A 25,829-nucleotide genomic window follows, 5' to 3' on the forward strand; every position below is an offset into this window, starting at 1 on the left:
TTAACCGCGGAACCTTGATCTTCTGCTGAAGCCGTATGGTTAGCCGGCGTTTACCTTCGCGACGCAGCGCCGCAGGGGAATCGCCCAATGCGGCGGTTGGCGCTTGCGCGGGTGGAACATTTGCGGAACATTGGTCGCCATGACCCGCGCGCCCGCCCGCGAAGTGCAGGACGTCGCCCAGGCCGACCTGTGGGCGCAACGCGAGAGCGCGCCCAGGCCGCACCACCTGGGCCATCGTGAGCGGCTGCGCGAGCGGGCAAGGGCGGGGCTCGATCCCCTGCCCGACTACGAACTCCTGGAGCTGATCCTGTTCCGCTCCATCCCGCGGGGCGACGTCAAGCCCCTGGCCAAGGCGCTGCTGGCCAGGTTCGGCAGCCTGGCCGCGGTGTTCGCCGCCTCGCCCGAGGCGCTCCGGACCGTGCCGGGCGTCGGCGAGGCCGTCGCGCTGGACCTGACGCTGGTGCAGGAGGCGAGCCTGCGCATCGCCCGCGAGGCGGCGCGCAAGCGGCCGGTGATCTCCTCCTGGTCGGCGCTGCTGGCCTACGTCCGCACCGCCCTGGCGCACGAGCCGCGCGAACAGTTCCGGGTGCTGTTCCTCGACAAGAAGAACCAGCTGATCGCCGACGAAGTCATGAACCGGGGCACTGTGGACCACGCGCCGGTCTATCCGCGCGAGGTGATGCGCCGGGCGCTGGAACTCTCGGCCAGCGCCCTCATTCTCGTCCACAACCATCCTTCGGGCGATCCTTCGCCCTCTTCCGCGGACGTGGACATGACCCGCCAGATCGTCGAGGCCGGCCGCAGCCTTCGCATCGTCATCCACGACCACCTGGTGGTGGGCGCCGGCGGGGTCGCCAGCTTCAAGGCCCTGGGGCTCCTGTGACCCGCGAGGCCGAGGTCCGCGCCGAGGTGGAGGTCCCGGTCCCGCCGGAGGCGGCGTTCCGGGCCTTCCTGGAGCTCGGACGCTGGTGGCCGCCCGCCTACACCTTCGCCGGAGAGGCGGGGTTCGCCGACGGGCGGATCGAGCCGCACGCGGGCGGAGAATGGTTCGAGCTGGACCGGACCGGCCAGCGCCTGCCCTGGGGGCCGGTGCGGGTGGCCGAGCCAGGCCGACGGCTGGTGCTGGGCTGGGGCGTCGCCCTCGACCGCACGCCCGAGATCCCGGAGCGGATGAGCGAGGTCGACATCGCCTTCACGCCGCTCGCGTCGGGAACCCGGATCGAGCTCCACCACCGCCAGATGAACCGCCACGGCGAGGGCTGGGCAAGCTTCCACGAGGCCATGGAGGGCCCGCAGGGCTGGCCGCTGATCCTGGCGGCGTTCGCGGCGAGCCTCTGAGCGGGCTCAGGCGGCCTGCGCCGTCTCCGGCAGGGCCATGTCCAGGTCGAGCAAGGTGACGATCTCATCGCCGAGGGTGATGACGCCGCGCACGAAGTCCACCTCCATGCTGTTGGACAGGGCCGGCGCCGGCTGCACCTGGTCCGGCGTGATGGTGATGATGTCGCAGACGGCGTCGACCACCAGGCCGACCGCCCGCCCTCCGAGCTCGGCCACGATGATCACCGACGATGCGTCGGGCGTGCGCGGCGCCAGCCCGAGCCGGCCGGACAGGTCGAGCACCGGCAGCACGGCCCCGCGCAGATTGATCATTCCCAGCACGTAGGCGGGCGCGTGCGGCAGCGGGGTGGAGCTGGTCCAGCCGCGGATCTCCCGCACCGTCATGATGTCCAGCGCGAACATCTGTCCGCCGACCCGGATGGAGACGAGTTCCGCCGGGAACGCGTGCCTGTCCTCGCGCGGCCGCATCAGAAGGACTCCCAGCCGTCTTCGTCGACCTCGGGCTCCGGCTTGCGCAGGGCGCCTCCGCCGGATGAGTGGGTGGAGATGGTCTTCAGCGACCCGGCCGACCGCGGCGCCTCCCGGCGGACCTGCGGGGCGCGCCCGGCCTCGCCGACCTCGAAGCGGCGCATCAGGCCGGCCAGTTCCTCGGCCTCCTTGGCGAGGCGGTGGCTGGCGGCGGTGGACTGCTCCACCATGGCCGCGTTCTGCTGGGTGACCTGGTCCATCTGATTCACGGCCGTGTTCACCTGGTTCAGGCCGGTCGCCTGCTCCTGGGCCGACACCGAGATCTCGGTCACCACGGTGGCGATGTCGGCGACCTGGGCGACGATGCGCGTCAGCGCCTCGCCGGTCCCGCCGACGAGGACCACGCCCTGTCCGACCTGCTGGCTGGAGGTGGAGATGAGCGCCTTGATCTCCTTGGCCGCGTCCGCAGAACGCTGGGCGAGCGCTCGCACTTCCGAGGCCACGACGGCGAAGCCGCGGCCCGCCTCGCCGGCGCGGGCGGCTTCCACGCCGGCGTTGAGCGCCAGCAGGTTGGTCTGGAAGGCGATCTCGTCGATCACCCCGATGATCTGGCCGATCTGATTGGAGGAGCGTTCGATCTCCCCCATGGCGGTCACCGCCTGCCGGACGACCTCGCCCGAGCGCTCGGCGTCCGCCTTGGCGGCGGTGACGACGTCGCGGGCGTGGTTGGCGCCCTCGGCGGTCTTGCGGACCGTGGCGGTAATCTGGTCCAGCGCCGCGGCGGTCTCCTCCAGGCTGGCCGCCTGCTGCTCGGTGCGCTTGGAGAGGTCGTCCGCGGCCTGGCTGATCTCACCGGCGCCCGCCCGCATTCCGCCGACGTTGACGGCGACGGTCTTCATCGTTTCCTGAAGCCGTTCCATGGCGGCGTTGAAGTCGCCCCGCAGCTTCTCGTACTCGCCCGCAAAGGGCTGACGGATGCGGAAGACGAGCTCGCCGGCCGAGAGCTTCGCAAGCCCGTCGGCGAGTTGTTCGACCACCAGCGCCAGCTGGGCCGCGGCCTCGGCCTTGGCGGCTTCCTGGCGCTTGCGTTCGTCCTCGGCCGCCTTCGCCTGTTCGACGGTCATGCCTTCGAGCCGCAGCTTCTCGATGGCGGCGTCCTTGAAGGTCTGGACGGTTCGCGCCATCGCGCCGATCTCGTCGGCGCGTTCGGCGCCCGGGGCGTCGGCGCTGAGATCGCCTTCGGCCAGGCGCTGCATGGCGCGATTGAGCCCGTTGATCGGGCCCGCGATCGCACGCGTCAGGAGAATGGCCATCGCGATGGCGCTGAGAACGCCGGCGAGCCCCCCGAGCATGAGGGTGATCTCGGCCTGCGCCTGATCGTCCGCCTGCGCCTGCGAGCGCTCCGCCAGCAGACGCTCCTCCACGCTGCGGATCTCCGCGAGCGTGGCGCGGATGCCGTCCATGTGCACCTTGCCGGCGCTGGAGGCCTCCATCTGCCGGGCCTGCTCGACGGTGGCCGGATCGCGCATGCCCTGGATTTCGACTTCGGCGATCTCCGTGGTCCAGCGGTTCGCCGCCGCGGCGAGGCTGGCGATGCGCGCCTGCTGTTCGGGATTGTCGGCGGTGAGCGTCTTCAGTTCGCTCACGGCCTCGGCATAGGCCTTCCGGCCGGCCTCGTACGGGGCGAGGAAACGCTGATCCCCGGCGATCAGGTAGCCGCGGACGCCGGTCTCCTGATCGACCATCGAGGCGCCGACGGACGCTGCGGCGGCGAGCACCTCGTGGGTGTGATTGTTCCACTTGGTGGCCTCGGCGACTTCGCGCATCTTGATGACGCTGAATGCCGAAGACGAAACACTGATCGTCAGAAGAACCCCGAACGCGGCGACGAGCTTCCTGGAAATAGAGAGATTAGAGAACCGCACCCATTGCCCCCAAAGAACGCAGAGGCGTCGCCCCAACATTCGCGCAACAAAGAAGAAAGGCGAACGGGGTCCCGTCCGCGGCGCGGTTGTCGGATTTCAGGTATTTAGAATGTCTTTCCGGCACAGGTCCGCCGCTGCGGCCGCGCGACGCACCCCCCGACCGGTTCGGCGTTGCGGCGCCTAGCCCCGGCCCCGCGGGCCGAACGTGTAGGCCCAGGGGAACGGGTCAGCGTCCTCGTCGGGGAGCCGCGCCGGCGGGAGCCCGCGGGCGCGGCGGTAGTCGTCCAGGCAGATGATCTCGGCGGACCGGGTCGCGGGCGGCTCGGCGGCCTGGGTGTCGATGACGGCGTCCATCGCAGATCCCCTCTAGCGAAGTCCGGGGCCATTCAACGCCATCGGCCCTGAACGCTCGCCGAAGGGCGCGATTCAGCCGGCGTTCATCCGCCGCCCCGCCGGCCGAGCAGCCCGCCGACCGCGACGCTCGCCGCGATGCCGATGGCCACGCCGATCCCGATGTTGTCGAGCGCCGCACCGAGGGCCGCGCCCACGGCGACGCCGATGGCGATCCACAGGGCCAGCTTCATTGCCGCCCCGCCCCGCCAGGCGCGGAGGCCTGCAAGGCGAGCTCGTGGATGCGCCAGGACCGCTGCTCGGGGGTCGATCCGGGCACGTCGTTGACCCGCCGCAGGGTCGCCGACCCGAGCCGGTGGACCTCGCGGCCGTCCTTCAGCCGCCCGTAGACCTGCACCGGCACGCGAACGTAGAGCGATCCGGCCGCGCCCTCGGCCGGACCGGGCGCGCCGATCAGGGCGTTGTAGCTGTCGTAGGCGTCCAGGCTGCGGGCCAGGGCTTCGGCGTCGGCCGGCCGCCCCGGGGCCTCGCCCCAGAGCCTCCAGGCGGCGTCGTAGTCCCGTTCGGCGATCTCGCCGAAGTAGCGCTCCAGCGTGCTGGCGGCGCCCTGCGGGCTGTTGGGGGCGAACGGGGCCTCCGAGATCGGCGTACGATCGTCCGGCAGGCCGCCGGACTCGCCCGGATCGGGCGGGTTCGCCGCCGGGTAGGCGCCGCCCGCGCAGCGCACGAGGCCGATGTCGTTGAACGGGCCGCCCTCGATCATCAGGGCGCGGGCCGACTGGGCGTAGGCGAACCGCAGCCGCCGCGGCTCGGGCGGCCCCTCGGCGGTGCAGGTCGACGCGGCCTCGAGGCCCTGGGCCGTGCGGCTCACCTGCTCGAACTTGCAGACCACGTGGCCGGGGGTGTTCAGCTCCTGGGCGGTGATGATCCAGGGATCGCCGCACATCTTGGCGTCCGCCGCCCAGCGGCCGACGAAGAACAGCTCTTCGGGCGCAAGGCCCCCGGGCGCAGCCGCAGCCGGCGCGGGCGGCGCTGTCGCGGCGGGCCGCTGCGCCTCGGGCGCCGGCGCCTCGCCACGCTCACATGCCGCCAGACCGAGAACTGCCAGGGCCAGGACCACGCGCCGCATAGCGACCTCCGAAAGACGCTTCACCTGCGGCTCAGGTCCCACCCCCCGGCGGCGATTGTGCGGCAAGTGGCAAACTCGCCCGCACTGCTCGTCATCGCCGGGCCTGTCCCGGCGACCCATCCCGTTGCTGCGGGCGCGAGCCCGTCAGGATGGGTGGCCGGCATGAAGCCGGCCATGACGAGACGGGGAAGGCCCGGCGGGGGCCCCGCTAGTTGCTGTTGTTGGTCGTGTTGGACGTGGTCGGACTGCCGGACGCTCCGCCCGAGGCCGTGCCCGAGGCCGGGGCGGCCGTCCCGGTCGCCGCCGTCGAGCCGCCCTGGGCGCCGCCGCCCACCGAGCCGCCGGCGGCCATCTGCTGCTGGACCACCTGGGCCAGCTCCTGAGGCGCGCTCTTGGCCTCGCACTGGGCCTGGCCGCCGGTGGAGACGGCGAGCACGTTGACCGACACGCCGCAGACGTTGGCCGCCAGGTTGATCGGCAGCTGGATGTTGATGGGCACGTTGGCGCGGTCGATCATCAGCTGGACCGACAGGTCGTTCAGCACATTCTCGAGGTTCACGTTCACCAGGGTCGGCACCTGCACCCCCCCGGTCCCGCCGGTGGAGGCGTTGGTCGAGGTTCCGGTGCTGGCGCCGCCGGAGGTCCCGCTGGCGGACGCCGAGCCCGACGTTCCGCTGGAGGCGGTGGGCGAACCGTTCTGACCTTCCGACTGGCAGGCGATGAGCGGAACGGCCAGAGCGGCCGCGATGAGCGGGGCGAACGATCTGCGCATGGGGTCTCCTGCCCGTTTGGCGATTGCAACGCCAAGCTCAACGTCGGCTGGAGAACTCTGGTTTCCGGCGGCGCCGCAGTTCGCCGAACGGGCGAATCGCGCCGCCGCCGCTCGCCTACTGGGTGAGGCGCATCGCGGCGATGGAGGCGCCGATGTCGCGGAAGGCGGCGTCGAGCTGTTTCGCGTCCTGCACGTCGTAGAACATGTCCGCCTTGGTGGCGCAGTTCCTGAGCGTGGCGCTGCTGCCGGACTTCACCTCCAGGCGCACCGTGTAGAGGACGATCCCCTTGGCCTTCATGGCCGTGCAGAGCGCCGCGAGGCGGGCGTTCATGAGGCTCGTGGCGTCGCCGCTCGGCAAGATGTCCTGCCACGGGTAGCCGAGGCCGCCGTACCACGCGCCGTCGAAGGTGTTGTTGCCGTCGGTCATCAGCACGACGATCTTGCGCAGGTGCGGCGTGGCGTAGGGCAGGCCGTCGCCGTAGGGGCCCTCGGGCGAGAGCGCGTGCCAGCCCCAGACCAGCCCCAGGGGGATGTTGGTCTCGCCCATGGCCCGCATGCCGTCCACGGCCTTCTTGAGCGCCTTGGCGTCGGCCGTCAGGCGGGCGACCGGCTCGTGCTCGCAGCCGGCGTTGGGCCCGTGCTTCATCGGGTCGCCGTAGCCCGGGCCGAGGGTGAAGGCGGCCTCGTTGTTCCTCAGATAGGCGGCCTGGTACTTCCCGAGCCGACGCACCTTCTGCCTGGAGCTTGTGAGCGTGGGCTCGAGCGGATCGTTGATGTAGTCGTTCTTGCCGTGGAGCGGCTGGTCCGGCCAGAAGTAGGGCGTGTACGGGCTGTTGGCGTCCACCGTCTCCTGGATGTCGAAGGGCTGGCGCCGCGCCTCGATGCAGCCGTCCCAGGACTCGTCCAGGGTCTTCATGATCTTCAGCCGATCGACGCTGGCGTGGGGCGGCGGATCGGCGGCCGGATCCCAGAAGATGTCCTTGTTGGTCCCGCCGGCGCGGTGGGCCCTGGCCTCAGGGTCGATCCAGGCCGGCACGTCCGGCCCACGATGGGTCGTGCTGACGTACTTCTTGAGGCTGACGGTGTCGACGGCCCGGACGGTGTTCGAGAACGGCACCAGGGAGATCCGGATCGGGTCGGGCGCGAGGCTCGTCTTGCCCACGTCGTCCAGGTACTGGATCAGGTTCTTGGAGGCCTTCTTCAGCACCGCCAGCTTCTGCCCCTGCATGGAGCCGGTGTTGTCGAGGACCAGGGCGATCTCGAGCTTGTCGAGCGAGCGGTTCACCACCGCGCGGGCGCCGACCTGCTTGGGCTTGAAGCACCAGGCGTCCAGGCAGAAGTTGAAGAAGCCGCCGGGCCGGGCCGTGGCCTGGCCGACCACGGTCTCGCCGTTCAGCACGAAGCTGGCCGACAACAGTCGCGTGTCGGTCGCCTTCACCAGCTTCAGGTTGGCGGTCAGCGAGCGCTGGCCGGCGGCGTCGATCTTGTCGGCGTCCATCGTCCGCTCGCGCGCGGCGTAGAGGGTGGCCGCGTCGAGGGCGTCCTGCAGCTTCGCCGTCTGGTTCATCGCCAGGTACGAATCGAGGCCGACCAGCAAGAAGGGAATGACCACCAGGGCGCCGATCAGGGTGAAGGTCACGGCCGTGCCGCCCCGGGTGTCCGACCAGGCGCGCTTCAGCCAGCGCGCGCCGGCGCCCAGGCCCTGCGGCCCGGTCTTGGACGTCTCGATGGCCGCCACGCGGTTTTCTCCGCACCCCAGATGGGCGGCAGAGGTGGACGAAAATGCTGAATCGATTGGTGGGCAAGCGTGGTTAATCGTTGCGGTGGACTGCGCATCGCGACTTCGCGCCGCACGCGTGTCGCGCCAGCGGCGCCGTTTGGCCGCAAACTCGCCCCAACTGCCAAGCTCACTCCGCGCAGTTCCGCAGTAAGCGGTTGAATTCGGGGCGATTCGCCGGGGGCTGAAGCGCGGCCCGGACGCCTTGGCCGGGCCGACCTCGGTCGCGAGGCCCCGGCGTGCACGGGAGAAGGGCATGAACCGCCGCATCGTATTCGCCGGACGGTCCGGCGCCGAGTACAGCTATTCGCCGCTGACCCCTCAGGAGCGGTTGCGGCCGATCGCCGGCAACTATGTCGTGGCGCGGATGGACGGGGCCAAGCCCTCCATCGTCGCCGCGGGCGAGACCGACAACCTCTCCCGGATGAACTGGCACGACCTGCTGGAGCGTGCGCGGATGCTGCACGGGGCCACCGACATCCTCGTCCGCCTGAACGTGCGCAGCGCCATCCGCCGCGAGGAGCTGGAGGATCTGATCGCCATCCACCAGCCGCCGATGAGCCTGGAGACCGCCTAAGCGTCTCCGGTCAGGAAGGCGGCGATCGCCGGGGCCGCGGCGCGGTCCTGGATCATGAACAGGTGGCCGCCTTCGAACCAGCGCAGCTGCGCGCCCGGAATGCGGCCGGCCATCTTCTCCTGCGTCTGCGGCAAGGCGATGCCGTCGTAGCGGCCGGCCGCGATCAGCGTCGGGATGGCGATGTCCGGCAGCCGGTCCCAGGTGTCGTGCCGGGCCCGCGCCTCGAGCTGACGGTGCGCGCCCATGGCCCGGCCGGGCTCGTCCGCGAACGGGTCGGCCGCGGTCTGGGCGATCAGCTGGGCGTAGAGCTCGGGATGGGCCTTGGCCCACGCCTCGTCCCGGCGGGTGTCGGAGATCGGCAGCAGGTGACGCGCGCGCGCCTCGCCCTTCAGGTGCTCGATCTCGTGGAAGGGGAAGGAGGCGCCCCCCGCCCCGCCCGGCGAGGTGCAGGCCAGCACCAGCCGCTCGACCTTGCCCGGATGGCGCAGCGCCAGCTCCTGGGCGACCATGCCGCCGAACGAGACCCCCACCACGTGCGCCCGGTCCCAGCCGACGGCGTCCATCAGCGCGGCGGCGTCGTCGGCGTAGTCGGCCATGCTGTAGGGGACGTCCGGCTTTTCGGTCCGGCCCAGGCCGCGCTGGTCGTAGGCCAGCACCTCGAAGCTGCGGCCCAGCGCCCCGTCGAAGACGTTGGGCTTGTTGCGCAGGTCCCCGCCCGTGCCGGAGATGAACAGCAACCGCGGCCCGCTCCCGGCTCGTTCGTAGTAGATGTCGATCCCGTTCGCGCGGACACTCGGCATAGGCCTCTTCTCCCCTGGCGGACGCGCGAGCAGCGGCGCGAACTTCGCCTCAACAGCCAAGTCTAGATTGCAGACTCGGACAGGTGAACCGAGGCCCGGAAGGAATGCTGCGCTTAGTCGTTCATCTTAATGAGTTGCTAACGACAGCGTGCGCGTTTTGAGCGCACTTCCTTCGGTCGCAACTGCGTCGGGGAAATGACATATTCCGGCGGAGCGGAGGCCCTTCGTCCGATGTCCAGATCTTTGTTGTTCGCCGCCGTCCTGGTCGGCCTGTCGGCGTGCGCCAGCCACGCGCCGGTGCCCCTGACGGTGGCCGGACGGGCCGACGGCGCCGACGCGGCCCTGGGGCGCAAGCACGCCGTGCTGCCGGCCGACGGCGACACCGAGGGCGCGCCGTTCCCGGAAGTCGCCCTCCACGTCACCCGGGCGCTGAAGGGCGCGGGCTTCGTCACCGTCGACGATCCGAAGTCGGCCGACGTGCTGATCTTCGTCAGCTACGGCGAGGCCGACGACGAAGAGGACGAGAACCACCTGGCGCTCGCCGCCTACGACGCCAGCCGCTACGCCAAGGATTCCAAGGCGCGCCAGACCTGGATGGTGCAGGTCACCAGCCCGGCCGCGTCCGGAAAGCTGCGCAAGACCCTGCCGGCCATGGTGCGCGCGGCCCAGCCGCAGCTCGGCAAGACCACTCCGGCCAGCGTCTTCTCCCTGCTCTCGCGCAAGGATTCCGGCGTCCGCTACATCGAGACCGGCGAAGCGGCCCACTAGCGGGAGGGCACGGCCCGCCCCGCGGCGCGTTGCTGCTCCGAAAGGAGCCGCCATGCGCGCCGCAATCCTCGTCCTGACCGCCGTCTCGCTGACCGCCTGCCAGTCCGGATCCAAGCAGTTCGCCCGCGAGTCCCGCGTCAGCGCCCCGGTCGAAGCCGTCGTCCAGTCCGAGCCCGCGCGCCAGGCGGCGTCCGAGGCCGTGCAGGAGGGCGAGAGCGCCGAGGCGGCCGTCGAGGCCGCGCCGGCCGCGGCCGCCGCGACCGGGACCAGATAGCCGCTCAGAGCGAGGCGGTGAGGGCGAACACCCCGGTCACGAACAGTCCGAAGGCGACCAGGCTCAGCGCGCCCAGCGCCACGCTGCGCAGCGACGCGCCGGTCCACGAGAGGCCGTAGGCGCCCTTCAGGTGGACCATGGCGTGCAGCGGCAGCACGATCGGCAGCAGGTCGGCGTACCAGCCGCCGACCGGTTCGGGCAGCAGCATCCCCAAGGCGATCATCAGGCCGAAGAAGCCCAGCCCGTAGAGGCTCACCACGCCGTGGTCGTAGAGGGTGTAGCCGCGCCTGAAGGCCATCAGCAGCGCGAGGATCAGCATCGACAGCGGCGCCAGCACCCAGGCCAGCTTGTAGGCCATGGCCATGAATTTGGTGCGGAAGTAGGCCCGCTCTTCCGGCGTATCGAGCTTTCCGACGCCCTTTTCGAGCAGCTTGCCGATCGTCGTGCCCTCGAGCTCGCCCAGCTCGAGCTGCTGGCCCTCGGCGGGCAGCACGACGTTGGCCTGCGCCGACCGCTCGGCGACCTCGGACGCGACCCGCGCCCGCGCCTCCGTCGCGTCCTGCGCGGTCAGCGGCTCCGAGGACGAGCCGGTCACGTAAGGCAGGGTGAAGACCAGGAAGATGGCGAACAGGAAGACGTGCAGCGGCGGCACGAACCTGGCCCGCTCGCCCGCCTTCCAGCGTCGGGACAGCTCGCCCGGCCGGAACGCCAGCAGCGGCAGGGTCCGCCAGAGCCGGCCGTCGAAGTGGGCCACCCCCTCGAACATCTCGCCGAGCAGATCGACCAGACGGCCGTGCAGATGCGCCTGCTGGCCGCAGTCCTGGCAGTACTTCCCGCCGAGCGGCGCGCCGCAGTTGCGGCAGGCGGCCGGCGCGGCGTGGTCGGAAGCGGCCGCATCGGGCGGCTCGACCGCAATCGGCTGTTCAGCCAAGGTCATGGCGCCCTCCCCTTCTCGCCAATCCGAACGCACAGAATCGCCACGGATCGGAACCGGCGACAAGCGGGCGAGACGGCCTAGCGGGCGGCGAGCATCGCCAGCTGCAGTTCCACCCGCTTCAGCTCGCGGACCACGGCGTTCTTCTGCATCTGCAGCCAGAACCAGACCTTGATTAGCGCCACCCCCATGGCAGCCAGGCCCGCCGCCGCGCCCCAGCGGAGCATCTCGGCCAGGTCCGCCGCCACCCAGAAGCGCCAGCCGAACAGGAACACCAGGCCGGTGAGGACGAAGCCGGCCACCCAGCCCGCCACGTTCAGCCACCGCAGCCGGCCGCCGAACGTCTCCAGCAGCTGCTGGTGCAGCGCCGCGTCGGCGTCCAATTGTTCGAACATCCGGGCGTCCTCCTCGGACAAGGTCCGCCGGATGGCCGCATCCAATCCGCTCATGACGAGCCTCCTTCCATGAACTCTGCGAGTGCGCGCCGCGCCGCGAACAGACGCGACTTGACGGTGCCGGGCGCCACGCCAAGCGCCCCGGCGATCTCGCCGACGCCGAGGCCCGCGCCGTAGAAGAGCGCGACGGCGGCCCGCTGGTCGTCCGGCAGGCGTGCGATCGCCGCGGCCAGGTCGAGCCGCTCGCCGGGCGCCGCGACCGCCGGGACGGCGAGCAGCGCTTCCGACGCGACCACCGCCCGCAGCCGGCGGACCCGCACCGCCGACCGCTGCGCATCGGCGCAGCGACGGGTCGCGATCCCGAACAACCAGGCCCGGAAGCGCGCCGGATCCTCCAGCCGCCCCAGCCCCGCGACCACCGCGGCCCAGGTCTCCTGGACCACGTCGCGCGCCGCCTCGGCATCGCCGAGCACGCGCGCCGCGTAGCCCTGCAGGCGGGGCGACCACCGCATGACGAGCCGGGTCAGCGCCGGCCGCGAGCCGGTGCGCGCCAGGACCACGAGGTACTCGTCGAATATGCGGTCCGGCTCGCGCCCCATGACCCCGCCTTTCGTCCCCCATAGTCGTCCGGGAACGCCGATCGGTTCACTGAAATCGTGGGCGTTGGCTCAGGCCGCGTCGTGGAAGATGACGCCGAGGGTGAAGCGGCGGCCCGAGCGCAGGCGGCTGACGCCGTGGCGCAGGTTCACGCGGTAGGTCCCGCGGGTCCCGGCGACCGGCCGGTGGTGCACCGCGAAGACGACGCCGTCGCCCTGGGCGAGCGGGACCACCTCGGCTCTGGACTGCATGCGCGGGCGCTGCTCGGTCAGCACGAACTCGCCGCCGGTGAAGTCGCGCTCGGGCGCCGAGAGCAGCACGGCGACCTGCAGCGGGAAGACGTGCTCGCCGTAGAGGTCCTGGTGCAGGCAATTATAGTCGCCGGTCTCGTACTTCAGCAGCAGCGGCGTCGGCCGGCTCTGGCCGGCGGCACGGCAGCGGGCCAGGTACTCGGCGTGCGTCTCGGGATAGGCCGCCGGCAGCCCCATCGCCGCGTTCCACCGGTTCGCGACCGGCGCCAGGCGCGGGTAGAGGCCGGTGCGCAGCGCCTCGACCGGCGGCGGCAGGGGATAGGCGAAGTACTGGTACTCGCCGCGGCCGAAGCCGTGCCGGCTCATCACCACTCGGCTGCGGAAGCGGGCCTCCTCGTCGTAGAGCCCGGCCAGGGCGGCGCATTCCTCCGACGTCAGCAGGCCCGGCAGCCGGGCGCAGCCGAAGGCGTCGACCTCGCTCTCGACGCCGGCCCAGTCGAAGCCGGCGAAGCGGTCCGCCAGCGGGGCCGGAGACAGGCTCGCCAGCGCGCTCACGCCGCCGCCTCACGCTCGAGCAGCGCCTGCTTTCGCTCGACGCCCCAGGCGTAGCCGGAGAGGGCGCCGTCGGTGCGCACCACCCGGTGGCAGGGGATGGCCACCGCCAGGTTGTTGGCCGCGCAGGCCTGGGCGACGGCCCGGACCGCCTTCGGCGCGCCGATCCGGGCGGCGATCTCCGCGTAGCTGGCGGTCTCGCCGGCCTTGATCTGGCGCAGCGCCTGCCAGACCCGCTGCTGGAAGGCCGTGCCGCGCACGTCGAGCGGCAGGTCGACCTGCGCCGCCGGCCGCTCGACGAGGCCGACCACCTGGGCCACCAGCGCCTCGAACCCGGCGTCGCCGCCGACCAGTTCGGCCCGGGAGAAGCGGTCCTGCAGGTCGCGCACCAGCCGGTCCGGATCCTCGCCCAGCAGGATGGCGCAGACGCCCTTGTCGGTGGCCGCCACCAGGATCGCGCCCAGCGAGCACTCGCCGACGGCGAAGCGGATCTGGGCCGTCTCGCCGCCGCGCCGGTACCGCTTTGCGCTCATGCCCAGCACCTGGTCGGCGCGCTCGTAGAACCGGCTGCTGGAGCCGAACCCGGCCCCGTAGATGGCGGCCGTGACGGGCGCATCTGCGGCCAGCTCCTCGCGCAGCCGGCGGTCACGGTGGGCGGCCGCGTAGGCCCTGGGCGTCACGCCGGTGACGGCCTTGAACAGGCGATGGAAGTGATGGGGGCTGAGGCCCGCCGCTCGGGCCAGTCCGGCCAGCGTCGGCGGCGTCTCGGCGGCCTCGATCATGCGACAGGCGGCGGTCACGGCTTCGGCGTGGCGCTCGGCCAGGGGCGCCTCGTTGGGACGGCACCGCCGGCAGGGGCGGAAGCCCGCCGCCTCGGCCTCGGCGGTGGTCTCATGGAAGCCGACGTTCTCGCGCCGCGGCTGGCGGGCCGCGCAGGAGGGGCGGCAATAGACCCCCGTCGTGCGCACGGAATAGAAGAACTCGCCGTCGGCGGCGCGGTCGCGGGCGACCACCGCGGCCCAGCGGCGATCCTCGATCGGTGTGGCGGTCAGCATCTTGGGCTCCTCGGATCTTCCGGAGCGCATGGGTACCCCTGACCGGCGGGCGGAAAACTCCGCGCCTTGCTTTCGAATTAGATGGGTTCAACGCTCCGCCAGCGCAGCCCTCTCCCACGCCAGGTATTCCGGCGTCTGGAGCAGCCGGTCGGCGTAGGCGCCGGCCGCGCCGTCGGAATCGCCGAGGTCGCGCAGGTCCACCTGGTAGGTGCGGAATCGGGTGGCGACGGGCGTGTAGAAGGCGTCGGCGATCGACCAGTCGCCGGCCAGGAACGGCCCGCCGAAGCGGCCGAGCATGTCCCGCCACAGCTCGACGATGCGGCGCACGTTGGCCTGCGCCGCCTCGGAGAGCTCGCGGCGCCGGGGCGGCTCGTCGAGGGCCATCGGGCACTCCTGGCGGAGCGCCTGGAAGCCCGAGTGCATCTCGGCCGCGGCGCTGCGGGCCAGGGCCCGGGCGCCCGGATCGGCCGGCCAGAGCTGCGGCGCCCGCTCGGCCAGGTATTCGCAGATGGCCAGGGAATCCCAGACGGTGACGTCGCCGTCCTTCAACGCCGGGACCAGGCCCGAGGGCGAGTGGGGCAGGATCGCCTCCCGCGTGCGGTTCTCCTCCTGGCGCAGGGCCACGAGGGTTTCGGAGAACGGCAGGCCCGCCCGCCGGATCGCCAGCCAAGGCCGCATCGACCAGGTGGACCACCGCTTCGTCCCGATCACCAGTTCCACGTGTTCAGCTCCCCTTCATCTCGCGCGTTCGTCTCTTGCCGAACGGCCGAGAAGCCCGTCTAGAGTGCTGGCCACAAAAGCAAAACAGGCACCAGGGAGGGAAGTTGATGAGCAGCGCCGCCACGGGGGCCCCGGCCGCCGCGACCGACACGGGGATCACGCCCCAGCCGCCGGGCTACCGCAAGTACGCGATGGGGCTGCTGCTCGCCATCTACATGATCAACTTCCTGGATCGGCAGGTGGTCAACATCCTGGCCGAGCCGATCAAGAACGACCTGAACCTCACCGACACCCAGATCGGCCTGATGGGCGGTCTCGCGTTCGCGATCTTCTACACCTTCCTGGGCGTGCCGATCGCCCGGTTGGCCGAGCGCAAGAACCGGCCGATCATCATCGGTACGGCCGTGGCGGTGTGGAGCGGCATGACCGCCTTGTGCGGCATCGCCCAGAACTTCGTCCAGCTGGTGCTGTTCCGCATCGGCGTCGGCGTCGGCGAGGCCGGCTGCACCCCGCCGGCCCACAGCCTGATCACCGACTATGTGCCGAAGGAGAAGCGCGCCTCGGCGCTGGCCTTCTACGCCATGGGCACGCCGCTCGGCGGCCTCCTCGGCCTGATCATGGGCGGCCTGATCGCCGACGCCTACGGCTGGCGGATGGCCTTCTTCGTGGCCGGCGTGCCCGGCATCCTCTTCGCGCTGCTGGCCATCTTCACGCTGAAGGAGCCGCGCAAGCAGCTCTCCGAGGAGTTCAAGCGCACCCAGGCCGCGCAGCCGAGCTTCGGCGAGACGATGAAGGTGCTGGGCGGCAAGCGGACCTTCTGGTTCATCGCCTTCGCGGCGGCCATCAAGGCCTTCATCGGCTACGGCCACGCCCCGTTCACGGCCTCCTTCTTCCTGCGCAACCACACCGAGGAGGTCGCGAACCTGGCGAGCTTCTTCGGCGCCCAGCTCGGCTTCAACCTGCAGTCCCTGGGCTTCCTGAGCCTGGCGCTCGGCCTGATGAGCGGCACGGCGGGCGCCGCCGGCTCGCTGCTCGGCGGCTGGCTGGCCGACAAGTTCGGGGCCAAGGACCTGCGCGCCTACATGGTGGCGCCGGCCATCGCCAGCCTGATCACCATCCCGGTCTACGTCAGCGCCATGCTGGTGGACTCGGCGGCCCTGGCGCTGTGCATCCTGGTGATCAACGGCCTCCTGGGCACCATCTGGTACGGTCCGGTCTACGGCACCGCCCAGAGCATCGTCCCGCCGCAGATGCGGGCCACCACCTCGGCGATCCTGCTGTTCATCATCAACCTGATCGGCCTGGGCCTCGGCCCGGTGGCGGTCGGCGCCCTGTCCGACGGCATCGCCAACTTCCGCCTGAACGAAGTGGGCCTGTCGGTCGACGCCTGCCGCGCGCTGGCCGAGGGCGCCGCCGGGGCGACCCGCGCGGCCTGCGCCGAGCACGTCGGCGAGGGCGTCCGCTGGGCGCTGATCGTCTCGACGCTGTTCGGGGTGATCGCCTTCGCCTTCTTCTGGATCGCCCGCCGGACGATCCGCGAGGACACCGTCAGCTGACGTAGGGTGCGGGGGACGTCGCCGCGGCGTCCCCCATTTCCAGCGACCGCCGCTACGGCTAGGCTGCACCCGAAGAACACCAACGAATCTAAGGGGAACGCCTCTCATGTCAGACGCCGCGGCCGCGCCGGGAGCCTTCCAGGGCTACGGCACCAAGGCCTACCGCGCCTGGGTGCTGTTCGCCCTGGTGGTGGTCTACACCTTCAACTTCATCGACCGGGTGCTGGTCTCCATCGTCCAGGAGCCGATCCGGGCCGAGTTCAACCTCACCGACACCCAGCTCGGCCTGCTCGGCGGACCGACCTTCGCCATCCTCTACACGCTGCTGGGCATCCCCATCGCCCGGCTGGCCGAACGCAAGAACCGGATGACCATCCTGTCGGTCTGCGTGGCGCTGTGGAGCGGGATGACGGCGCTGTGCGGCATGGCCAACAGCTACGTCACCCTGCTGCTGGCCCGGATCGGCGTCTCCATCGGCGAGGCCGGCTGCACGCCGCCCGCCCAGTCGGTGATCGGCGACTACTTCCCTGAGGACAAGCGGGCGACGGCGGTCTCCATCTACTCGCTCGGCGTGCCGCTGGGCTCGATGCTGGCGGCCATCGGCGGCGGGTTCATCGCCGAGGCGATGGGCTGGCGCGAAGCCTTCCTGGTGCTGGGTCTTCCCGGACTGGCCCTGGCCATCCTGGTGAAGCTGACCGTGAAGGAGCCGCCCAGGTCCGCGGCGGCGGGAGAGACGCCGAGCTTCGCCCAGGGCTTCTCGGCCCTGCTGAAGAAGCCCAGCTTCTGGTGCGCGGCGCTGGGCGGGGCGGTGGCCTCGTTCGTCGGCTACGGCGTCGGCCAGTTCACCAACTCCTTCTTCATGCGCAGCCACGAGCTGAGCATCCTGCAGGCCTCGCAGATCACCGGCCTGCTGATCGGCTTCTTCGGGGCCATCGGCACCTTCTTCTCCGGCTGGCTGGCCGACCGGCTGGGCAAGCGCTTCCCGAACGCGATCGCCTGGCTGCCGGCGCTGGGCTTTTTCATCGCCGCGCCGCTGAACATCGCCGGCTACATGTCGACTTCGCTGCCGCTGGCGGTGGGGCTGCTCGCGGCGGCGACGCTGACCCAGTACTTCTACCTCGGCGCGATGTACGCCATCGCCCAGGGGGTGGTGCACCCGAGGATGCGGGCCACCGCGGTGGCCATCCTGCTGTTCATCGTCAACCTGATCGGCTACGGCGCGGGGCCGCCGGTGATCGGGGCGATCTCGGACGCCATCGCCAACAGCCAGCTGGCGCCGGCCGGCCTGACGCTCGACGCCTGCCGCGCGGCCGGCGCGGCGGCCGCCGCCGCCAACCCCGTCTGCGCCTCGGCCTCGGAGGTCGGGCTGCGCTGGGCGATCATCATCGGCTTCTCCGGCTTCTTCGTCGCCGCGGCCCTGTTCCTGGCCGCCTGGCGCACGCTGCAGCGGGACTGGCATCGGGGTTGACTTAGAGAGCCCCGGCTCACATGAGCCGGGGCATGATCCCCCGCTACGCACGGCCCGAGGCCGCCGAGATCTGGGCGCCCCAGACGCGCTTCACCATCATGTTCGAGATCGAGGCCCACGCGGCCGACGCGATGGCCGATCTCGGCGTCATCCCCAAGGAGGCCGCCCAGGTCATCTGGGAGAAGGGCCGCGGCGCCATCTTCGACGTCGAGCGCATCGACGCCATCGAGCGCGAGGTGAAGCACGACGTCATCGCCTTCCTGACTCACGTGACCGAGCTCGTCGGGCCCGAGGCCCGCTTCCTGCACCAGGGGATGACCAGCTCGGACGTCAACGACACCGCGCTCGCCGTCCAGCTCTCGCGGGCCACGGACCTCTTGATCGAGGATGTTGACCTGGTGCTGGCGGCCCTGAAGCGCCGCGCCTTCGAGCACCGGCTGACCCCGACCGTCGGCCGCAGCCACGGCATCCACGCCGAGCCCACCACCTTCGGCCTCAAGCTCGCCGGCCACTACGCAGAGTTCCAGCGCGCCAAGGAGCGACTGGCGATGGCCAAGTTCGAGATCGCCACCTGCGCCATCTCCGGCGCGGTCGGCACCTTCGCCAACGTGGCCCCTCAGGTCGAAGCCTACGTCGCCGAGAAGATGGGCCTGGCCGTCGAGCCGGTCTCGACCCAGGTGATCCCGCGCGACCGGCACGCGGCCTACTTCGCCGCCCTGGCCGTCGTCGCCTCCTCCATCGAGCGGCTGGCGGTCGAGATCCGCCACCTGCAGCGCACCGAGGTGCTGGAGGCCGAAGAGCCCTTCGATCCGGGCCAGAAGGGCAGCTCGGCCATGCCCCACAAGCGCAATCCGATCCTGACCGAGAACCTGACGGGCCTGGCCCGCCTGGTCCGCTCGGCGGTCGTGCCGGCGATGGAGAACGTCGCCCTCTGGCACGAGCGCGACATCAGCCACTCCTCCGTCGAGCGGGCCATCGCCCCCGACGCCACCGTCCACCTGGACTTCGCCCTGCGCCGGCTGGCCGGCGTCATCGAACGGCTGGTGGTCTATCCGGAGAACATGGCCAGGAACCTCGACCGGCTCGGCGGTCTGGTCCACTCCCAGCGGGTGCTGCTGGCGCTGACCCAGAAGGGCCTCAGCCGCGAGGCCTCCTACGCCGCCGTCCAGCGCAACGCGATGAAGGTCTGGCGCGGGGAAGGCAGCTTCCTGGACTTCCTGAGGGCCGACCCCGAGGTCACCCTCTCCGAGGCCGAACTCGGCGAGCTGTTCGACCTCGGCTACCACTTCAAGAACGTCGACGTGATCTTCGAGCGGGTGTTCGGCAAGGACGCGGTCGCGAAGGCGGCGGAGTAGCGCCTTCCCTACCCGTTCACCCTACCTCCCCCGCAAAGCGGCGGGAGGGGGACCAGTCGCCGAGCGCAGCGAAGAGCGACTGGTGGAGGGGGCGGGCCGCAGGCGCGGCGCCTTGGCCAGCGACAAGATCGCGGTGGAGAGGCGGAGCAGATGGCCCGCCCCCTCCACCCCCCGCTCTTCAGCCGGCGTTCGCCGGCTTCGGCGGGCGGTCCCCCTCCCGCCGCTTCGCGGGGGAGGTAGGAGCGCGGAGATGAGCGGCAGTCATGATGTCCGCCAGTACACCCCCGCCTCGCGGGCCATCATCCCGTGGCCGATCATCTCACGGCGGAGGGTGGCGCTGTCCCAGTGGCGGCGCTGGAGGATCTCGTTGACCTCGGCCTCCTTGTAGCGCCGCCCCTCCTCGAACTGGTCCGTGAGCCAGCGCAGCACCACCTCGCGCTTGCGGCGGCTGGCGGGAATGACCTTCAGCCGCCCGTCCGGCTCGACGAAGCCGGCGAGCACCTTTTCCTCCCAGCTCTCGGTGGCCGGGGCCATGGCGCTCACCGCCTTGGGCTCCAGCAGGGCGCGGTTCATCGCCGTCAGCGCCTCGGGCCTCAGGGCGTGCCAGCGGGTGACTCCCTCGGCGCGCGCGCTCACCAGCCCCAGCGCCTTCAGCGCCGCCAGATGGTGGGAGACCGTCGGCTCCTTCAGGTCCAGCAGCTCGGCGAGCTCCTGCACGCTGCGCTCGCGCTCGGCCAGCAGGCCGACGATCCGCAGACGGCTCTCGTTGGCCATCGCCTTGAAGAAGGCCAGCAGGGTCTGGAAGTCGGGCGTGTCCACGTTCGCTCCTTCGACGCTCATCTAATTAGCAGACCATCGAAGGAATTGCACCCCCTGCCGCGAGGTTAGGCTTGCCAACCGGCGCAGTCGGCGCACAGCGTTCTGCGGCAAGAGGAGGAAACCTCATGGAAACGTCCGCAATGCACGCTCTGCTGGCGCGCCAGAAGGCGGCGCAGCTCGCCGAGGGCGCGCCGTCGGCCGAGACCCGGATCGCGCGGATCGAGCGCTGCATCGGGCTGCTGATCGACAACCGGAAGGCCATCGAGGAGGCGCTGAACGCCGACTTCGGCTCGCGCTCGCGGGAGGCCACCGCCTTCACCGACATCGCCGGCTCGATCGGCCCGCTGAAGCACGCCCGCGACAACCTGCGCCGGTGGATGCGGCCGGAGAAGCGCAAGACGACGCCCGCCCTGCTGGGCCTGTTCGGCGCCAAGGCCGAGGTGCGCTTCCAGCCCAAGGGCGTGGTGGGCGTGATCAGCCCCTGGAACTTCCCGGTGAACCTGACCTTCGCGCCCCTGGCCGGCGTGCTGGCGGCGGGCAACCGGGCGATGATCAAGCCTTCGGAGCTGACGCCGGCCACCTCCGAGCTCTTGAAGACCATGTTCGCGTCCGCCTTCCCGGAGGAGGAGATCGCGGTGATCACCGGCGGCCCGGACGTCGGCCAGGCCTTCGCCGGCCTGCCGTTCGACCACCTGATCTTCACCGGCGGGACGGCCATCGCCAAGCACGTGATGCGGGCCGCCTCGGAGAACCTCGTGCCCGTCACCCTGGAGCTCGGCGGCAAGAGCCCGGTGATCCTCTCCAAATCGGCTGACCTGGACGTCGCCGCCGCCCGGATCATGAACGGCAAGACGCTGAACGCCGGGCAGATCTGCCTCGCGCCCGACTACGTGCTGGCGCCGCGCGAGAACATGGCGGGCTTCGTCGAGGCGGCCCGCAAGTCGGTGGCGAGGATGTTCCCGACCATCCGGGACAATCCCGACTACACCGCCATCGTCGCGCAGCGGCACTACGACCGGATCCAGGACTATGTCGCCGACGCCCGGGCCAAGGGCGCCACCGTGGTCGAGCTGAAGCCCGACGGCGAGGACCTGACCCAGCAGGAGCACCGCAAGATCGCCCCCACCCTGATCCTCGAGCCCACCGACGACATGAAGGTGATGCAGGAGGAGATCTTCGGCCCGGTCCTGCCGGTGAAGAGCTACGTCTCCGTCGACGACGCCATCGCCTACGTGAACGCCAAGGAGCGCCCGCTGGGGCTCTACTACTTCGGCGACGACGCCGCCGAGCGGGAAAAGGTGCTGGGCGCCACCACCTCAGGCGGGGTCACCGTCAACGACGTGGTCTTCCACGTCGCCCAGGAGGAGCTGCCGTTCGGCGGCGTCGGCCCGTCCGGCATGGGCAGCTACCACGGCCGCGACGGCTTCCTCGAGTTCAGCCACCGGAAGGCGGTCTACACCCAGATCCGCAAGGACATCGGCCCGCTCAAGCAACTCCGCCCGCCGTTCGGCCCGGGCATCCGCAAGTACCTGGACAGCCAGATGCGGGGCTGAGCGGAAAACTGGCCGGAGGTTTCGCGCCACGCCCCCACCGTCATCCCGGCCGCAAGCCCGCCTGAGCGGGCTGGAGAGCCGGGACCCAGAGGTCACGAGCGCAGCATCTGGGTCCCGGATCGGCCTTGCGGCCGTCCGGGATGACGTCGCTAGTTGTCGAGAGGGTTGGCCTGAAGCCCCTACTTCCCCGCGCGCACCTGCTCGCGGGCCTGGGCCATCAGCTCGTCCATGCGGCGGCGGACGTCGGCTTCGGTGACCGAGACGCCGGCGCCCTTCAGGTCTTCGAAGACCTTGCGCAGCACGTCGTCGTCGCCGGCTTCCTGCAGGTCGGAGCGGACCACGGCCTTGGAGTACTCGGCCACGCTGTCGCCGGACAGGCCCATCAGGCCCGCGGCCCATTCGGCCAGCATGCGGTTGCGACGCGCGGAGGCCTTGAATTCCTGTTCCTGATCGAGCGCGAACTTACCCTCGAAGCCCCGTTCACGATCGTTGAAGGTGGTCATGTGATCCCTAAAGCTTACGCCCCGCGAAGGCACACTCCCTATCGCGCGCGGGCGCGGGCCGCAATCGAAACGCGTCAGCCTGCGCAAGGCGCCGCAGGGCTCTGTTTGCACCGCACACTGCGTTCCGCTAATTTCCCCCTCGCCTCATGAGAGCCAGAGGCCGAGTCGGAGCCGCGCGCGTTCGGAAGGGCAGCGCGCGTTTTTCGTTTTCCGCCGCCGGCAGCCCTGGCTCATGGAGAAGGCGACAGATGACCCGCCGCAAGAAGATTTACGAGGGCAAGGCCAAGATCCTCTATGAAGGCCCCGAGCCCGGCACCCTGATCCAGTACTTCAAGGACGACACCACCGCGTTCGACGCGAAGAAGAAGGCTGTCCTGGAAGGCAAGGGTGTCATCAACAACCGGATCAGCGAATACGTGATGACCCGGTTGAACTCGATCGGGATCCAGAACCACTTCATCCGCCGGCTGAACCTGCGCGAGCAGCTCATCCGCGAGGTGGAGATCATCCCGCTGGAAGTGGTGTGCCGCAACATCGCCGCCGGCAGCCTGTCGACGCGATTCGGCCTGCCCGAGGGCCAGCCGCTGCCGCGCTCGATCATCGAGTTCTACTACAAGGACGACAAGCTCCACGACCCGATGGTCGCCGAGGAGCACATCACCGCCTTCAACTGGGCCTCGACCCAGGAGATCGACGACATGATGGCGCTCACCCTTAGGGTGAACGACTTCCTCACCGGCATGTTCGGCGCCGTCGGCATCACCCTGGTGGACTTCAAGATCGAGTACGGCCGCATCTGGGAGGGCGACTTCGCCCGCGTGATCCTGGCCGACGAGATCAGCCCCGACAGCTGCCGGCTGTGGGACAGCGCCACCAACGAGAAGCTCGACAAGGACCGGTTCAGGCGCGACCTGGGCAACGTCATCGAGAGCTACACCGAAGTCGCCCGCCGGCTCGGCATCATGAAGGAGATGCCGACGGTCATCCAAGGAGGCCTCCACTAGTGCGCGCCAAGGTCCACGTTTTCCTCAAGCCCGGCGTCCTGGACGTGCAGGGCAAGGCCGTCGAGCACGCCCTGCACGGCCTGGGCTGGACCGGCGTCGAGCACGTGCGGGTCGGCAAGACTATCGAGTTCGACCTGGCGGCCGAGGACCGCGCCGCCGCCGAGACCGAGGTCAAGGCGATGTGCGACAAGCTGCTGGCCAACACCGTCATCGAAAGCTACCGGGTCGAGCTGGCGTGAGGCCGTGGGCCGCCGCGGCCGTGGCGGTCCTGCTCGCCGCCTGCGGGGCCGATGAGAAGGCCTCGGCCCCCGCGCCCTCGGTCCCTGCGGCCCTCGACTGCGCCAAGGGCTTCGACGCCCTCGCCGCCGAGCTCGCCGGCCAGCCGGACCTTGTGCAGGCGCCCTCTCCCGGCGAGCCCTACCGCTTCCTGAACCACCGCAGCGGCTCGCCGTCCTACGTCGTCACCCTGCCCGAAGCGCCGGCCCATCCGGCGATCCTGATGCAGCGGACCGTGGCCGGACAGATGCAGACGACCGGCTGCCGGTTCGGCGACGAGGCCGCCTACGGCCAGCTCGTCGCCTATATCGAAAGCCTGCGGGCCCACCGATGAGCGCCCAGGCCCTGGCCCACGCCCAGGCCGCCTTCCGCGCCGGCGACTTCACCACGGCCGCGCGCCTCGCCGACGAGCTCGTCGCCCGCCAGCCGGCGCTCATGCCCGCCCTGCAGCTGGCGGCCCTGGCCCATATGCGGCTCGGACGGCCCGACCTGGCGCGCGAGCGGCTGGAGGCGGCGCTGAAGGCCGCGCCGGGCGATCCCAACCTCGTCAACAGCTACGGCAACGTGCTGGACGCCCTCGGCGAGACCGGGGCCGCCCTGGCCGCCTTCCGCCGCGCGCTGCAGATCGCGCCGAGCCTGGTCGACGCCCACCTGAACCTTGGCCGCGTCGCGCTGAAGGCCGGCGAGACCGACGCCGCGGTCGCCGCCTATCGCCGCGCCTGCGAGCTCGCGCCCGACCGGCCGGGCGCCTGGCACGGGCTCGGCCTGGCCCACGCCGAGGCGGCCGATCCGGACGCCGCCGCCCAGGCGCTGGACCGCAGCCTTTCCGTGCGCCCAACGCTCGGCGCGCTGCACGCCCGCGCGCGCCTGGAGCACGACCGCGGCCGCGACTCGCTGCCCTTCTGGGACCGGGCGCTGGCCGCCGCGCCGGGCCAGCCGGACCTCCTCGTCGGCCGCGCCGCCGCCCTGCGCCGGGCTGGCGACGAGCCGGCCGCGATCGCGGCCCTCGAGGCGCTGGTCCAGGCCCAGCCGGATGCGCTTTCTGCCCACGCCGCGCTCGCCAAGATGCGGTTCGAGGCGGGCCAGGCGGACGGCTTCGACGCCGGCTACGCCGAGGCCCTGGCCCGCAGCGCCAATCCCGCCGCCCTGTGGGCCGCCTGGTTCAGCAGCCTGCTGCAGGCGGGCCGGCCGGACCAGGTGCTGGCCCGGCTCGACGCGGCGCGCCCGGCGCTCGGCGACAGCGCCGGCCGCTACGAAGCCGCGGCGGCCGTCGACGCCGGCCAGCTCGAGCGCGCCGAGGCGGCGCTGGGCGGTCTCGACCTCTCGCGCGATCCCGAGCTGCAGCTCGTCAACCTGCGCTTCCTGCTCAAGGCCGGCCGCCCCGACGCGGCCGCCCGTTTCGGCGAGCCGCTGGCGCTGGAGGCGGGCCGGCGCAACGTCTGGCCCTATCTCGGCCTGGCCTGGCGGCTGACGGGGGACGCCCGCTGGGAGTGGCTGGAGGGCGATCCGCGGCTGATCGGCGCCGACGACCTGCCGCTCTCCGCCGCCGAGCTGGCCGAGACCGCCGAGGCGCTGCGCGGCCTGCACCGCTCGCGGACGCATCCGCTGGACCAGACCCTGCGCGGCGGCTCCCAGACAGAAGGCGACCTCTTCGCGCTCGACCACCCGGCCATCGGGCGGCTGAAGGCGGCCCTTTCCGAGGCCGTCCGCCGGTTCGTGGACCAGCTGCCCCCGCCCGACCCGCGCCACCCGCTGCTCGGCCCGCCGCGCGAGCGCTTCCGCTTCACCGGCGCCTGGTCCGTGCGCCTGACCGGGCAGGGCTTCCACATCAACCACGTGCACGAGAAGGGCTGGATCAGCTCGGCCTTCTACGTCGTCCTGCCGCCCGGCGTCGGCGAGGGCGCGGAGGATCGCGCCGGCTGGCTCGCCTTCGGCCAGCCGCCCGCCGAACTCGGCCTTTCCCTGGAGCCGGTCCGCCTGATCGCGCCCAAGCCCGGGCGCCTCGCCCTCTTCTCCTCCCTCATGTGGCACGGCACCCTGCCTTTCGACGAAGGCGAACGGCTGACGGTGGCGTTCGACGTGGCGAGCCTGGGCGGGGCGCGTTAGCCTCGCTGGCCATGGCCGGCCACCATCTCGCGCAGATCAACATCGCGCGCCTGAAGGCGCCGTTCGACGCGCCTGAAACGGCGGAGTTCGTCGCCAACCTCGGCCGCATCAACGCCCTGGCGGAGGCCGCGCCCGGCTTCGTCTGGCGTCCCGTGGACGAGCCGCCGGAGGTCCCGCCGGCCTTCGAGGATCCCATGCTGGTCGCCAACCTCTCCGTCTGGGAAGACCTCGAGTCGCTGGCCGCCTTCGTCTACCGCTCCGGCCATCGCGACGTCATGCGCCGCCGCCGCGAGTGGTTCGTGGACACCCCTGTCTACATGGCCTTGTGGTGGGTCCGCGCGGGACACCGGCCCCGGGAGAGCGAAGGCAAGGCGCGGCTAGAGCTGCTGGCGCAGATCGGCCCCACCCCGGAGGCCTTCACCTTCCGCTATCCCTTCCCCGCGCCGGGCGCGGCCGACACGCCCTTGCCGATGCCGGACCGCTGCGCCTAAGGCCGCACGGGGTTG

General features: G+C 71.2%; 30 protein-coding genes. 14 read left to right on the plus strand and 16 right to left on the minus strand.

From position 1 onward, the window contains the following. Positions 1 to 139 precede the first annotated feature (139 nt). Entirely contained in the window at positions 140 to 883 is a 744-nt protein-coding gene (gene radC, locus ACFSC0_RS01630) for a RadC family protein (RefSeq protein ID WP_377281094.1), read from the plus strand. Next, positions 880 to 1,338: an SRPBCC domain-containing protein gene (locus ACFSC0_RS01635; protein ID WP_377281093.1), complete on the plus strand. Its 459-nt coding sequence runs from the start codon at positions 880 to 882 to the stop codon at positions 1,336 to 1,338. The genes radC and ACFSC0_RS01635 overlap by 4 nt, the downstream gene beginning before the upstream one ends. A gap of 6 nt (positions 1,339 to 1,344) precedes the next feature. On the opposite strand, the gene ACFSC0_RS01640 is transcribed toward ACFSC0_RS01635, so the two are convergent. The 7 genes from ACFSC0_RS01640 to ACFSC0_RS01670 all read right to left on the minus strand — a co-directional run bounded on the left by ACFSC0_RS01640 (position 1,345) and on the right by ACFSC0_RS01670 (position 7,721). After that, on the minus strand, positions 1,345 to 1,806 hold the full coding sequence (locus ACFSC0_RS01640; protein WP_377281092.1) for a chemotaxis protein CheW: 462 nt from the start codon (positions 1,804 to 1,806) through the stop codon (positions 1,345 to 1,347). After that, the gene (locus ACFSC0_RS01645; RefSeq protein WP_377281091.1) at positions 1,806 to 3,632 is read right to left on the minus strand and encodes a methyl-accepting chemotaxis protein; all 1,827 of its coding nucleotides are present in this window, start codon (positions 3,630 to 3,632) and stop codon (positions 1,806 to 1,808) included. The genes ACFSC0_RS01640 and ACFSC0_RS01645 overlap by 1 nt, the downstream gene beginning before the upstream one ends. Before the next feature lie 279 nt (positions 3,633 to 3,911). After that, entirely contained in the window at positions 3,912 to 4,085 is a 174-nt protein-coding gene (locus ACFSC0_RS01650) for a hypothetical protein (protein ID WP_377281090.1), read from the minus strand. Positions 4,086 to 4,168: 83 nt separating this feature from the next. Continuing rightward, complete coding sequence (locus ACFSC0_RS01655) at positions 4,169 to 4,315, minus strand: glycine zipper domain-containing protein (RefSeq protein WP_377281089.1); 147 nt, start codon at positions 4,313 to 4,315, stop codon at positions 4,169 to 4,171. After that, positions 4,312 to 5,211, minus strand: a complete 900-nt coding sequence (locus tag ACFSC0_RS01660; protein WP_377281088.1) for a hypothetical protein — start codon at positions 5,209 to 5,211, stop codon at positions 4,312 to 4,314. The genes ACFSC0_RS01655 and ACFSC0_RS01660 overlap by 4 nt, the downstream gene beginning before the upstream one ends. A gap of 208 nt (positions 5,212 to 5,419) precedes the next feature. After that, positions 5,420 to 5,983 carry a hypothetical protein gene (locus tag ACFSC0_RS01665; RefSeq protein ID WP_377281087.1) on the minus strand — a complete coding sequence of 188 codons (564 nt, stop codon included), beginning with the start codon at positions 5,981 to 5,983 and terminating at the stop codon, positions 5,420 to 5,422. Positions 5,984 to 6,098: 115 nt separating this feature from the next. After that, on the minus strand, positions 6,099 to 7,721 hold the full coding sequence (locus tag ACFSC0_RS01670; protein ID WP_377281086.1) for a VWA domain-containing protein: 1,623 nt from the start codon (positions 7,719 to 7,721) through the stop codon (positions 6,099 to 6,101). A gap of 295 nt (positions 7,722 to 8,016) precedes the next feature. Here ACFSC0_RS01670 and ACFSC0_RS01675 point away from each other — a divergent pair, with 295 nt between their 5' ends. Next, the gene (locus tag ACFSC0_RS01675) at positions 8,017 to 8,337 is read left to right on the plus strand and encodes a hypothetical protein (RefSeq protein ID WP_377281085.1); all 321 of its coding nucleotides are present in this window, start codon (positions 8,017 to 8,019) and stop codon (positions 8,335 to 8,337) included. On the opposite strand, the gene ACFSC0_RS01680 is transcribed toward ACFSC0_RS01675, so the two are convergent. Further along, positions 8,334 to 9,137, minus strand: a complete 804-nt coding sequence (locus ACFSC0_RS01680; RefSeq protein WP_377281084.1) for an alpha/beta fold hydrolase — start codon at positions 9,135 to 9,137, stop codon at positions 8,334 to 8,336. The genes ACFSC0_RS01675 and ACFSC0_RS01680 overlap by 4 nt on opposite strands. Positions 9,138 to 9,383: 246 nt before the next feature. Between ACFSC0_RS01680 and ACFSC0_RS01685 the strand changes: the two genes are divergently transcribed. After that, positions 9,384 to 9,905, plus strand: coding sequence for a hypothetical protein (locus tag ACFSC0_RS01685; protein WP_377281083.1), 522 nt, complete (start codon positions 9,384 to 9,386; stop codon positions 9,903 to 9,905). A gap of 52 nt (positions 9,906 to 9,957) precedes the next feature. Next, positions 9,958 to 10,179 (plus strand): hypothetical protein, encoded by a 222-nt coding sequence (locus ACFSC0_RS01690; RefSeq protein WP_377281082.1) that lies wholly within the window; start codon positions 9,958 to 9,960, stop codon positions 10,177 to 10,179. A gap of 4 nt (positions 10,180 to 10,183) precedes the next feature. Here the strand turns inward: ACFSC0_RS01690 and ACFSC0_RS01695 are convergent, their stop codons facing one another. From ACFSC0_RS01695 to ACFSC0_RS01720, 6 genes are all read right to left on the minus strand, one after another. Continuing rightward, complete coding sequence (locus ACFSC0_RS01695; protein WP_377281081.1) at positions 10,184 to 11,116, minus strand: DUF3667 domain-containing protein; 933 nt, start codon at positions 11,114 to 11,116, stop codon at positions 10,184 to 10,186. Positions 11,117 to 11,193: 77 nt separating this feature from the next. Continuing rightward, a complete protein-coding gene (locus ACFSC0_RS01700) occupies positions 11,194 to 11,562 on the minus strand; it encodes a DUF6768 family protein (RefSeq protein ID WP_377281080.1) in 369 nt (122 codons plus the stop codon). Continuing rightward, positions 11,559 to 12,107, minus strand: coding sequence for an RNA polymerase sigma factor (locus ACFSC0_RS01705; RefSeq protein ID WP_377281079.1), 549 nt, complete (start codon positions 12,105 to 12,107; stop codon positions 11,559 to 11,561). The genes ACFSC0_RS01700 and ACFSC0_RS01705 overlap by 4 nt, the downstream gene beginning before the upstream one ends. A gap of 69 nt (positions 12,108 to 12,176) precedes the next feature. Then, positions 12,177 to 12,878, minus strand: coding sequence for a 2OG-Fe(II) oxygenase (locus ACFSC0_RS01710; protein ID WP_377281427.1), 702 nt, complete (start codon positions 12,876 to 12,878; stop codon positions 12,177 to 12,179). Positions 12,879 to 12,907: 29 nt separating this feature from the next. After that, the gene (gene ada / locus ACFSC0_RS01715) at positions 12,908 to 13,963 is read right to left on the minus strand and encodes a bifunctional DNA-binding transcriptional regulator/O6-methylguanine-DNA methyltransferase Ada (RefSeq protein ID WP_377281078.1); all 1,056 of its coding nucleotides are present in this window, start codon (positions 13,961 to 13,963) and stop codon (positions 12,908 to 12,910) included. A gap of 87 nt (positions 13,964 to 14,050) precedes the next feature. Next, positions 14,051 to 14,683 carry a glutathione S-transferase family protein gene (locus ACFSC0_RS01720; RefSeq protein ID WP_377281077.1) on the minus strand — a complete coding sequence of 211 codons (633 nt, stop codon included), beginning with the start codon at positions 14,681 to 14,683 and terminating at the stop codon, positions 14,051 to 14,053. A 107-nt stretch (positions 14,684 to 14,790) separates the two neighbouring features. On the opposite strand from ACFSC0_RS01720, the gene ACFSC0_RS01725 reads away from it, so the two are divergent. From ACFSC0_RS01725 to purB, 3 genes are all read left to right on the plus strand, one after another. Continuing rightward, positions 14,791 to 16,239, plus strand: coding sequence for a spinster family MFS transporter (locus ACFSC0_RS01725; protein WP_377281076.1), 1,449 nt, complete (start codon positions 14,791 to 14,793; stop codon positions 16,237 to 16,239). A gap of 106 nt (positions 16,240 to 16,345) precedes the next feature. Further along, positions 16,346 to 17,707: a spinster family MFS transporter gene (locus ACFSC0_RS01730; RefSeq protein ID WP_377281075.1), complete on the plus strand. Its 1,362-nt coding sequence runs from the start codon at positions 16,346 to 16,348 to the stop codon at positions 17,705 to 17,707. A gap of 32 nt (positions 17,708 to 17,739) precedes the next feature. Then, on the plus strand, positions 17,740 to 19,062 hold the full coding sequence (gene purB / locus ACFSC0_RS01735) for an adenylosuccinate lyase (RefSeq protein WP_377281074.1): 1,323 nt from the start codon (positions 17,740 to 17,742) through the stop codon (positions 19,060 to 19,062). 261 nt (positions 19,063 to 19,323) lie between these two features. Here purB and ACFSC0_RS01740 read toward each other — a convergent pair whose 3' ends face one another. Further along, positions 19,324 to 19,902 carry a DUF2087 domain-containing protein gene (locus ACFSC0_RS01740; RefSeq protein WP_377281073.1) on the minus strand — a complete coding sequence of 193 codons (579 nt, stop codon included), beginning with the start codon at positions 19,900 to 19,902 and terminating at the stop codon, positions 19,324 to 19,326. A 104-nt stretch (positions 19,903 to 20,006) separates the two neighbouring features. On the opposite strand from ACFSC0_RS01740, the gene ACFSC0_RS01745 reads away from it, so the two are divergent. Beyond that, positions 20,007 to 21,434, plus strand: coding sequence for a coniferyl aldehyde dehydrogenase (locus tag ACFSC0_RS01745; protein ID WP_377281072.1), 1,428 nt, complete (start codon positions 20,007 to 20,009; stop codon positions 21,432 to 21,434). A gap of 179 nt (positions 21,435 to 21,613) precedes the next feature. Here the strand turns inward: ACFSC0_RS01745 and ACFSC0_RS01750 are convergent, their stop codons facing one another. Further along, positions 21,614 to 21,937, minus strand: coding sequence for a DUF1476 domain-containing protein (locus tag ACFSC0_RS01750; RefSeq protein ID WP_377281071.1), 324 nt, complete (start codon positions 21,935 to 21,937; stop codon positions 21,614 to 21,616). Positions 21,938 to 22,185: 248 nt separating this feature from the next. On the opposite strand from ACFSC0_RS01750, the gene purC reads away from it, so the two are divergent. Genes purC through ACFSC0_RS01775 form a run of 5 tightly spaced genes read left to right on the plus strand, consistent with a single transcriptional unit; the run spans position 22,186 to position 25,814 of the window. Next, a complete protein-coding gene (purC, locus tag ACFSC0_RS01755) occupies positions 22,186 to 22,941 on the plus strand; it encodes a phosphoribosylaminoimidazolesuccinocarboxamide synthase (RefSeq protein WP_377281070.1) in 756 nt (251 codons plus the stop codon). Further along, complete coding sequence (purS, locus tag ACFSC0_RS01760; RefSeq protein ID WP_377281069.1) at positions 22,941 to 23,180, plus strand: phosphoribosylformylglycinamidine synthase subunit PurS; 240 nt, start codon at positions 22,941 to 22,943, stop codon at positions 23,178 to 23,180. The genes purC and purS overlap by 1 nt, the downstream gene beginning before the upstream one ends. Continuing rightward, the gene (locus ACFSC0_RS01765) at positions 23,177 to 23,551 is read left to right on the plus strand and encodes a hypothetical protein (protein WP_377281068.1); all 375 of its coding nucleotides are present in this window, start codon (positions 23,177 to 23,179) and stop codon (positions 23,549 to 23,551) included. Before purS ends, ACFSC0_RS01765 begins: the two co-directional genes overlap by 4 nt. Further along, a complete protein-coding gene (locus tag ACFSC0_RS01770) occupies positions 23,548 to 25,323 on the plus strand; it encodes a 2OG-Fe(II) oxygenase family protein (protein ID WP_377281067.1) in 1,776 nt (591 codons plus the stop codon). Before ACFSC0_RS01765 ends, ACFSC0_RS01770 begins: the two co-directional genes overlap by 4 nt. 11 nt (positions 25,324 to 25,334) lie before the next feature. After that, positions 25,335 to 25,814: a DUF3291 domain-containing protein gene (locus tag ACFSC0_RS01775; RefSeq protein WP_377281066.1), complete on the plus strand. Its 480-nt coding sequence runs from the start codon at positions 25,335 to 25,337 to the stop codon at positions 25,812 to 25,814. Positions 25,815 to 25,829 lie beyond the last annotated feature (15 nt).

Source organism: Phenylobacterium terrae (assembly GCF_042681205.1).
Taxonomy (GTDB): domain Bacteria; phylum Pseudomonadota; class Alphaproteobacteria; order Caulobacterales; family Caulobacteraceae; genus Phenylobacterium; species Phenylobacterium terrae.

Bases quoted from the DNA above. Each gene is read 5' to 3' on its own strand.
- radC (WP_377281094.1), top strand. From the start codon at position 140: ATGACCCGCGCGCCCGCCCGCGAAGTGCAGGACGTCGCCCAGGCCGAC.
- ACFSC0_RS01640 (WP_377281092.1), bottom strand. From the start codon at position 1,806: ATGCGGCCGCGCGAGGACAGGCACGCGTTCCCGGCGGAACTCGTCTCC.
- ACFSC0_RS01645 (WP_377281091.1), bottom strand. From the start codon at position 3,632: ATGCGCGAAGTCGCCGAGGCCACCAAGTGGAACAATCACACCCACGAG.
- ACFSC0_RS01650 (WP_377281090.1), bottom strand. From the start codon at position 4,085: ATGGACGCCGTCATCGACACCCAGGCCGCCGAGCCGCCCGCGACCCGG.
- ACFSC0_RS01655 (WP_377281089.1), bottom strand. From the start codon at position 4,315: ATGAAGCTGGCCCTGTGGATCGCCATCGGCGTCGCCGTGGGCGCGGCC.
- ACFSC0_RS01660 (WP_377281088.1), bottom strand. From the start codon at position 5,211: ATGCGGCGCGTGGTCCTGGCCCTGGCAGTTCTCGGTCTGGCGGCATGT.
- ACFSC0_RS01665 (WP_377281087.1), bottom strand. From the start codon at position 5,983: ATGCGCAGATCGTTCGCCCCGCTCATCGCGGCCGCTCTGGCCGTTCCG.
- ACFSC0_RS01675 (WP_377281085.1), top strand. From the start codon at position 8,017: ATGAACCGCCGCATCGTATTCGCCGGACGGTCCGGCGCCGAGTACAGC.
- ACFSC0_RS01680 (WP_377281084.1), bottom strand. From the start codon at position 9,137: ATGCCGAGTGTCCGCGCGAACGGGATCGACATCTACTACGAACGAGCC.
- ACFSC0_RS01690 (WP_377281082.1), top strand. From the start codon at position 9,958: ATGCGCGCCGCAATCCTCGTCCTGACCGCCGTCTCGCTGACCGCCTGC.
- ACFSC0_RS01695 (WP_377281081.1), bottom strand. From the start codon at position 11,116: ATGACCTTGGCTGAACAGCCGATTGCGGTCGAGCCGCCCGATGCGGCC.
- ACFSC0_RS01700 (WP_377281080.1), bottom strand. From the start codon at position 11,562: ATGAGCGGATTGGATGCGGCCATCCGGCGGACCTTGTCCGAGGAGGAC.
- ACFSC0_RS01705 (WP_377281079.1), bottom strand. From the start codon at position 12,107: ATGGGGCGCGAGCCGGACCGCATATTCGACGAGTACCTCGTGGTCCTG.
- ada (WP_377281078.1), bottom strand. From the start codon at position 13,963: ATGCTGACCGCCACACCGATCGAGGATCGCCGCTGGGCCGCGGTGGTC.
- ACFSC0_RS01725 (WP_377281076.1), top strand. From the start codon at position 14,791: ATGAGCAGCGCCGCCACGGGGGCCCCGGCCGCCGCGACCGACACGGGG.
- ACFSC0_RS01730 (WP_377281075.1), top strand. From the start codon at position 16,346: ATGTCAGACGCCGCGGCCGCGCCGGGAGCCTTCCAGGGCTACGGCACC.
- purB (WP_377281074.1), top strand. From the start codon at position 17,740: ATGATCCCCCGCTACGCACGGCCCGAGGCCGCCGAGATCTGGGCGCCC.
- ACFSC0_RS01740 (WP_377281073.1), bottom strand. From the start codon at position 19,902: ATGAGCGTCGAAGGAGCGAACGTGGACACGCCCGACTTCCAGACCCTG.
- ACFSC0_RS01745 (WP_377281072.1), top strand. From the start codon at position 20,007: ATGGAAACGTCCGCAATGCACGCTCTGCTGGCGCGCCAGAAGGCGGCG.
- ACFSC0_RS01750 (WP_377281071.1), bottom strand. From the start codon at position 21,937: ATGACCACCTTCAACGATCGTGAACGGGGCTTCGAGGGTAAGTTCGCG.
- purC (WP_377281070.1), top strand. From the start codon at position 22,186: ATGACCCGCCGCAAGAAGATTTACGAGGGCAAGGCCAAGATCCTCTAT.
- ACFSC0_RS01770 (WP_377281067.1), top strand. From the start codon at position 23,548: ATGAGCGCCCAGGCCCTGGCCCACGCCCAGGCCGCCTTCCGCGCCGGC.
- ACFSC0_RS01775 (WP_377281066.1), top strand. From the start codon at position 25,335: ATGGCCGGCCACCATCTCGCGCAGATCAACATCGCGCGCCTGAAGGCG.